Annotated in this window: 6 protein-coding genes; 5 read left to right on the top strand and 1 reads right to left on the bottom strand. The window is 72.7% G+C overall.

The window, feature by feature from the left end:
* Positions 1-291: 291 nt before the first annotated feature.
* Positions 292-1,185 (bottom strand): hypothetical protein, encoded by an 894-nt coding sequence (locus ACWC24_RS16405; protein WP_450663500.1) that lies wholly within the window; start codon positions 1,183-1,185, stop codon positions 292-294.
* A 205-nt stretch (positions 1,186-1,390) separates the two neighbouring features.
* On the opposite strand from ACWC24_RS16405, the gene ACWC24_RS16400 reads away from it, so the two are divergent.
* The 5 genes from ACWC24_RS16400 to ACWC24_RS16380 all read left to right on the top strand — a co-directional run bounded on the left by ACWC24_RS16400 (position 1,391) and on the right by ACWC24_RS16380 (position 7,994).
* Positions 1,391-1,786 carry a chorismate mutase gene (locus ACWC24_RS16400; RefSeq protein ID WP_450663499.1) on the top strand — a complete coding sequence of 132 codons (396 nt, stop codon included), beginning with the start codon at positions 1,391-1,393 and terminating at the stop codon, positions 1,784-1,786.
* A gap of 141 nt (positions 1,787-1,927) precedes the next feature.
* Entirely contained in the window at positions 1,928-2,473 is a 546-nt protein-coding gene (locus ACWC24_RS16395; RefSeq protein ID WP_450663498.1) for a response regulator, read from the top strand.
* A gap of 56 nt (positions 2,474-2,529) precedes the next feature.
* A complete protein-coding gene (gene pepN, locus ACWC24_RS16390; protein WP_450663497.1) occupies positions 2,530-5,022 on the top strand; it encodes an aminopeptidase N in 2,493 nt (830 codons plus the stop codon).
* Between the two features lie 201 nt (positions 5,023-5,223).
* The gene (locus ACWC24_RS16385; RefSeq protein WP_450663496.1) at positions 5,224-6,582 is read left to right on the top strand and encodes a pyridoxal phosphate-dependent decarboxylase family protein; all 1,359 of its coding nucleotides are present in this window, start codon (positions 5,224-5,226) and stop codon (positions 6,580-6,582) included.
* A complete protein-coding gene (locus ACWC24_RS16380; protein ID WP_450663495.1) occupies positions 6,579-7,994 on the top strand; it encodes a lysine N(6)-hydroxylase/L-ornithine N(5)-oxygenase family protein in 1,416 nt (471 codons plus the stop codon). Before ACWC24_RS16385 ends, ACWC24_RS16380 begins: the two co-directional genes overlap by 4 nt.
* The last annotated feature ends 104 nt before the right edge of the window (positions 7,995-8,098 follow it).

The raw sequence follows: 8,098 nt of genomic DNA, 5'->3' as shown, positions 1-8,098 counted from the left end.
CACGCGGTGCCCCTCGCATGCGACGACACCCGCCGCCCGGCCCGGGCACGCGGTGCCCCTCGCGCGCCGCGGCATCCACCATCCCGGCCCGGGCACGCGGTGCCCCTCGCATGCGACGACACCCGCCGCCCGGCCCGGGCACGCGGTGCCCCTCGCGCGCCGCGGCATCCACCATCCCGGCCCGGGCACGCCATGCCCCTCGCATGCGACGACACCCGCCGCCCGGCCCGGATGCCCCGCGAGCCTCACCTGCCGCGGCACCCACCGTCCGGGGCGGGCGCGCCGTGAGCCCTACGTGTCGCACTCCAGCACCGTCCGGCACAACGCGCACCGCGCCCGCACCCGACCCCGCACCGGCACCCTGATCCGCTGATGACAGGTCGGGCACGGGAACGACACCCGCAGCGGACCCCGGCCGTCCGGCGTGAACGCGTACGCGGTGCCGGACCCGGCGGCCGGCACCCGGTCCTGGGCGTGCCGGCGGTCCCGCGCGTAACGCCGCCGACCCGCCCAGCCGGCCGCCGTCAGCGGCGGCTGCTGCTCGTCCCGGCGCGCCTGCGCCAGGCCCCGCGCGTACGCCTCGTACGCCTGCGCGCTGGTGAACCACGTCGACGGGTCCTCACCGAACAGCAGCGCGCGTTTGGCCAGCACGTACCCGAACTCCTCCGGCGTGAGATAACCCAGCTTCTGCGAGGTCACCGCGTCCTCCCGGAACGCGTCCAGCAGCAGCCAGCCCGCGCCCAGGTACGTCGTCGCCGTGTCCGTGAGGATCTCGTTGTCCCGCGTGCCGGGGAAGGACAGGTCCAGCCGGTGCAGATACACATGCATGATCTCGTGGGCCAGCGCCGCGCCGATGTCCCTGCGATGCGTACGGAACCGGTCGTTCAGCTCCACGAAGTACTCCGGACCCGCGGCGAGCTCGATGTGCGCCGCGTGCTCCATCTCCCGGAAACCGACGATCATCCGGGCGTCCGGCAGCCGGTAGTGCCGCACCAGCTCACGCGCCACGCGCTGGGTGCCCAGATGAAGATCGTCGGTGTCGCAGAACGCCACGTCGACCGGCGCCACGCTCGTCGCGAACGTCTGGATCGTGTCGTACGACAGCCGCCTGTACAGCGCGGTGACGGCGGCCCGCACCGTCTCCAGATGGGGGTAGCCGTGCTCGACCGGTCCGCCGTTCGCCACGCCCGCACCCCCAAGACGCTGATCCCGCTTCCACTCTACGAGCCCCCGCGCGGAATTCCCCTCCCTCACCGCTTGTCGGCTCCCCGCTCCCGGCGTCCGCGGCCCCGCCGCCCGTCCCGGGCCCGGTCACTCGCCCCGCCCGTCCCGTCCGTGCCGGAGGAGGCCGCAGGCCGCGCGTCAGCGGCGCCGCGTAGGGTGAATACCCATGACCACCAGCCCCACCGGCGACGGCGGCATCGACCCCGCCGTCCGCGAGGAACTCGACCGGCTGCGCAACAGCATCGACAACATCGACGCCGCCGTCGTCCACATGCTCGCCGAACGCTTCAAGTGCACCCAGCAGGTGGGCCACCTCAAGGCCGCGCACCAGCTGCCCCCCGCCGACCTCGACCGCGAGGCCCGGCAGATCGCCCGGCTGCGAACCCTCGCCGAGAACGCCAAACTCGACCCCGCCTTCGCCGAGAAGTTCCTCAACTTCATCGTCGCCGAGGTCATCCGCCACCACGAACGCATCGCGGACGCCACCGCCAACGGAACCGCCGTCAACGGCACCACCGCCAACGGCACCCCCACGAACAGCACGACCACGACGGCCGATTGACGCCGGTCCACGCCCCCCGGAGGTGACACGGGCACCCGTCCGAGGCATGCTGCGCTGTGCACCGCTCGTCAACCGGCGGGCACAGCGCGTCAGCACCCCGGACGCCAGCTGGTGGTCCCACCGCGGGAGGGACGTCGGGCCATGCCGTCGGATGACGCGATCCTCATCGTCGACGACCACGAGGACACCCTCTACGCACTGGAGAGCACCCTCGCCCCGCTCGGCCACCCGATCAGCCGCGCCACCAGCGGCGACGCGGCACTCAAACAGATCCTGCGCGGCCGGGCCGCACTGCTCCTGCTCGACGTGCGCATGTCCGGCGTCGAGGGCCTGGACGTCGTGCGCTACATGCGACGCGTCGAACAGACCCAGCACATTCCCGTCGTCCTGCTCACCGGCTTCGGCCCCGACCCCGAACTGACCGCCGCGGCCTTCGCGCTCGGCGTCGCCGACCTGGTCGCCAAACCCGTCGACCCCTGGGCCCTGCGCACCAAGATCCGCCACCTCTACGAAGCCCGCCGGCGCGAGCTGGCCCTGGAGCGGGAGATCCGCGACCTGCGCGCCCTCCTCAAGGACCGGACCGACCCCCCGGAGGACCTTCCCCGGACCGGACCGACCCACCTGGACGCCCGCGTCCCACCCCAACGCGACACACCTCGGGCGGCTCCGGCACGCGAAGGGACATAAGGAACGTACCGAACCGCCACTGTGCCATTCCGACGCCATCAGGCAGCATGTCGTTCATGTCCGTACTGACGCGCGACGAAGCGCAGACCCGTGCCCGGCTCCTCGACGTCCACCGCTACACGATCGAACTCGATCTGACCACCGGCGACGACACCTTCGGGTCCGTGACCGTCATCAGGTTCACCGCCCGCTCGGAGGCGGACACCTTCGTCGAGCTCAAGCCCGCCGAACTGCGCTCCGCCACCCTCGACGGACAGCCCCTCGACCCGGCCGGCCTCGACGGCAACCGGCTGCCCCTGAAGAACCTCACCACCGGCGAGCACGAACTGCGCGTCGACGCCCGCATGCGCTACTCCCGCACCGGCGAGGGCATGCACCGCTTCACCGACCCCACCGACGGCGAGACCTACCTCTACACCCAGCTGTTCATGGACGACGTGCAGCGCGTCTTCGCCGCCTTCGACCAGCCCGACCTCAAGGCCGTCTTCGAGCTGACCGTCCAGGCCCCCGAAGGCTGGAGCGTCCTCGCCAACAGCGTCACCGAGCACCTCGGCGAAGGCCGCTGGCGGGCCGCCCCCACCCCCCTCATCTCCACCTACCTCGTCGCCGTCGCCGCCGGCCCCTGGCACTCCGTACGCACCGAGCACCGCGGCCTGCCCTTCGGCATCCACTGCCGCCGCTCCCTCGCCCCCCACCTCGACCCGGACGCCGAGGAACTCCTCGACATCACCAAACAGTGCTACGACCGCTACCACGAGAAGTTCGAGGAGCCCTACCCCTTCGACTCCTACGACCAGGCGTTCGTCCCCGAGTTCAACGCCGGCGCCATGGAGAACCCCGGCCTGGTCACCTTCCGCGACGACTTCGTCTACCGCTCCGCCGTCACCGACACCGAGCGGCAGACCCGCGCCATGGTCATCGCCCACGAGATGGCCCACATGTGGTTCGGCGACCTCGTCACCCTGCGCTGGTGGGACGACATCTGGCTGAACGAGTCCTTCGCCGAGTACATGGGCTACCAGACCCTCACCGAAGCCACCCGCTTCACCGGCACCTGGACCGACTTCGGCGTCGCCCGCAAGTCCTGGGGCTACGACGCCGACCAGCGCCCCTCCACCCACCCCGTCGCCCCCGAAGCCGTCGAGGACACCGCCTCCGCACTCCTCAACTTCGACGGCATCTCCTACGCCAAGGGCGCCTCCGCACTGCGCCAACTCGTCGCCTGGCTCGGCGAGAAGGACTTCCTGGCCGGCATCAACACCCACTTCGCCCGCCACCGCTTCGCCAACGCCACCCTCGCCGACTTCATCGACTCCCTCGCCGCCGCCACCGACCGCGACGTCCACGCCTGGGCCGACGCCTGGCTGCGCACCACCGGAGTCGACACCCTCACCCCGACCGTCACCGCCGACACCGACGGCACCCGCACCCTGACCGTCCGGCACACCGGCAGCCGCCCCCACCGCATCTCCGTCGGCCTCTACGACCACGACCACGGCGACGACCAGGGCTGCCTCACCCTGCGCGGACGCCTCGACCTCGACATCCCGCAGACCACCCCCCAGCCCATCGGCAAACGCCCCGCACTGCTGCTCCTCAACGACGGCGACCTCACCTACGCCAAGATCCGCTTCGACCCCGAGTCCTTCGAGACCGTCCGCACCGGCCTGTCCGGCCTGCCCGACCCGCTCACCCGCGCGGTCGTCTGGAACGCCCTGCGCGACTGCGTACGCGACGGCGAACTCCCGCCCTCCGCCTACCTCGAGACCGCGCACACCCACCTCCCGCGCGAGAACGACCTCGCCATCGTCCAAGGCGTCCTCGCCTTCGCCCACGGCCAGATCGCCGACCGCTACCTCACCCCCGAGGACCGCCCCGCCGCCCTCGCCACCCTCAGAAGCCTCTGCCGCGACCTCATCCGCCGCACCGAGGACGGCGACAACCCCGGCCTGCGCCTGATCGCCGTACGCCACTTCATCGACGCCGCCGCCCACCCCGACACCATCGGCGCCTGGCTCGCCGACGGAACCGTCCCAGGCGGCCCCGAACTCGACCCCGAACTGCGCTGGCGCATCCTCGCCCGGCTCGCCGTCCTCGGCGCGATCGACGGCACCGCCATCGACGCCGAACTCCGCCAGGACCCCAGCGCCACCGGACAGGAAGGCGCCGCCCGCTGCCGCGCCGCCCTGCCCGACCCCAGCGCCAAACGCGCCGCCTGGGACGCGATGTTCGCCACCGACGACACCACCGACCTGTCGAACTACCTGTTCACCGCGACCGCCCAGGGCTTCTGGCAACCCGAACAGGCCGACCTCGTACGGGAGTACGTCCCGCGCTACTACCAGGACGCCGTCGCCGTCGCCGCCCGCCGCGGCCCCGCCATCGCCGAGGCCGCGGGCCGCTGGGCGTTCCCCGCCGCCGTCCACGCCGACACCCTCCGCCTGGGCGAGGAGTGCCTGCGCGACGCCGACCCCACCCCGGCCCTGCGCCGCAAACTCGTCGACCAGCTCGACGACCTCGCCCGGGCCCTGCGGGTCAGGCAGGCGTAACACCACCGGCGCACCACCAGCGCATCACCCGGGCGGGCCCCATCGCACACACGGCGGGGCCCGCCCGGTCCCGCTCCGCCCCGACACGATTTCCCCGCCCGGGAGTACCCCCCGACGGGTTCCGATCGTTGGGCTCTTCGGACGCACCGCAGCATCCGCGCACAAGCCGGTGCTCCCCTGCCCCCGCACCGGAGGAGCACCATGAGCACGCCGCCGCTCGCCTCAGGCCCCGAAGGACACCAAGCCCTGCGCCCGCTGCTCGACACCGTCCTGGACGCCCTGCGCGACGGCGGACGGGCCCGCGGCGGCCCCCTGCCCGCCGGCGGACCACCAGCGGTCGCCGCCCGCCTCACGGACGCCCTCGGAGACGTCCTGCCCGACCACGGCGACCCCGACGCCCTGCGCACCCTCGTCCACGCCCTCGCCGAGGGCGCCGCCGACCCCGCGGACCCCCTGTGCGCCGCCCACCTGCACTGCCCGCCGCTCGCCGTCGCCACCGCCGCCGACCTCGCCGTCAGCGTCCTCAACCCCTCCCTCGACTCCTGGGACCAGGCACCCGCCGCCTCCGAACTCGAAGCCCGGGTCACCCGCGCCCTCGCCCGCCTCGCCGGACTCACCGACGCCCTCGTCACCACCGGCGGCACCGAAGCCAACCAACTCGCCCTGCTCCTCGCCCGGGAGACCCACGGCGCCGGCCTGCGGCTCGTCCACGCCGCAGGCGCCCACCACTCCCTGCCCCGCGCCGCCTGGCTGCTCGGACTGCCCGACCCCGTCGTCGTCCCCGCCCCCGCAGGCACCCTCGACCCCGCCGCCCTCGACGAGGCCCTCACCGAACTCCACGGCCCCCTCCTCGTCGCCGCCACCGCCGGAACCACCGACGCCGGCCTCATCGACCCGCTGCCCGAGATCGCCGCCCTCTGCGCCGCCCACGACGCCCGGCTCCACATCGACGCCGCCTACGGCGGCGGCCTCCTGTTCAGCGACCGCCACCGCACCGCCCTCACCGGCCTCGACGCCGCCCACACCGTCACCCTCGACCTGCACAAACTCGGCTGGCAACCCGTCGCCGCCGGCCTCCTCGCCGTACGCGACCCCCACGACCTCACCGCACTGCACCAGCACGCCGACTACCTCAACGCCGACGACGACACCGAAGCGGGCCTCCCCGACCTCCTCGGACGCTCCCTCCGCACCACCCGCCGACCCGACGTCCTCAAGATCGCCGCCACCCTCAAGACCCTCGGCCGGACCGGCCTCGGAACCCTCGTCGACCAGGTCTGCGCCCACGCCGCCCACCTCGCCGAACTCCTCGACGCCCACCCCCGCTTCGAGCTCTACGACCGCCCCACCATCAGCACCGTCCTCTTCCGCCCCACCGACGCCACCGACACCGCCGTCGCCGACATCCGCCGACAACTGCTCCACCAGGGCCGCGCCGTCCTCGGCCGCGCCCACCTCGACGGCCGCCTCTGGCTCAAAGCCACCCTCCTCAACCCCCACACCCGGCCCGACGACCTCACCGCGCTCATCGACCTCGTGGAAGGAACCACCCCCAGATGACCCATCCCCCACACCACGAGCCCGCAGCACCCCGCGACCTCGTCGGCATCGGCATCGGCCCCCTCAACCTCTCCCTCGCCGCCCTCGCCCACCCCCTCCCCGAACTGGACGCCGTCTTCTACGAACAACGCCCCGCCTTCGACTGGCACCCCGGCCTCCTCATCGACGGCGCCACCATCCAGGTCCCCTTCCTCGCCGACCTCGTCACCCTCGCCGACCCCACCAGCCCCTGGACCTTCCTCAACTACCTCAAGACCCGCGAACGCCTCTTCCCCTTCTACTTCGCCGAGCGCTTCCACATCCAACGCGCCGAATACGACGCCTACTGCCGCTGGGTCGCCGACCACCTCCCCGGCCTGCACTTCCGCCACCAGGTCGACAGCGTCCGCTGGAACCCCGCACGCGACCTCTTCGAGATCGACCACACCCGACTCGGCGACGACGGCACCGCCACCGCCCCCGGCCGCACCCACGCCCACAACATCGTCCTCGGCATCGGCACCGAACCCCACGTACCCGAACCCCTCAGACCCCTCGCCGACGCCCCCGGCGTACCCGTCGTCCACGCCGCCGACTACCTCGCCCACCGCGCGAGCCTCCTCGCCGCCGACCACATCACCGTCGTCGGCTCAGGACAGTCCGGCGCCGAGATCTTCCTCGACCAACTGCGCCACCGAGCCCCCGGCCACGACCGCATCCACTGGATCGGCCGCACCGAGGCGTTCGCCCCCATGGAGTACTCCAAACTCGGCCTGGAGCACTTCACCCCCGACTACACCCGCTACTTCCACAGCCTCGACGAACCCACCCGCGACCGGCTCGTCACCAGCCAGTGGCAACTCCACAAGGGCATCGACACCGCCACCATCGCCGCCATCCACGACGAGCTCTACCGCCGCACCCTCCACGGCGGCTGGCCCCACGCCGTCCTCACCCCCGGCGTCCGCGTCCGCACCGCAGGCCGCGTCGGCATCGGCATCACCAGGATCGAACTCCACCTGGAACACCTCCAGCAGGGCAACCGCACCTGCCTCACCACCGACGCCGTCGTCCTCGCCACCGGCCACCGGCAACGCCCCCTGGAACCGATCCTCGCCGGACTCGACCCCTACCTGCGCCGCGACAACCGCGAACGGCCCCGCGTCGACGAAAACTTCCGCCTCGTCCTCGACCCGGCCGTCACCGGCCACGCATACGTCCAGAACGCCGCACTGCACACCCACGGCGTCGGCACCCCCGACCTCGGCCTCGCCGCCTGGCGCAGCGCCGCCATCCTCAACTCCCTCACCGGAAAAGAGACCTACCCCCTCCCGGCCCGCACCGCCTTCACCACCTTCGGACTCGAACCACACCCCCGGATCCCCCAGGCCCGCCGGTCCGAGACCCTCACCCACCTCACCGAACACCGCTGACCCGACCACCGCCGAACCGGCCGGAAACACGACGACGGCGGCGCCCGGGAAGAACGCCGCCGTCGACCTACGACCACCCCGGAACACCGGGACACCCCCGGCAC

This window comes from Streptomyces sp. NPDC001443 (assembly GCF_053597355.1).
Note: the sequence above shows the minus strand (reverse complement) of the source record. Positions and strands in the feature narration are given on the sequence as shown.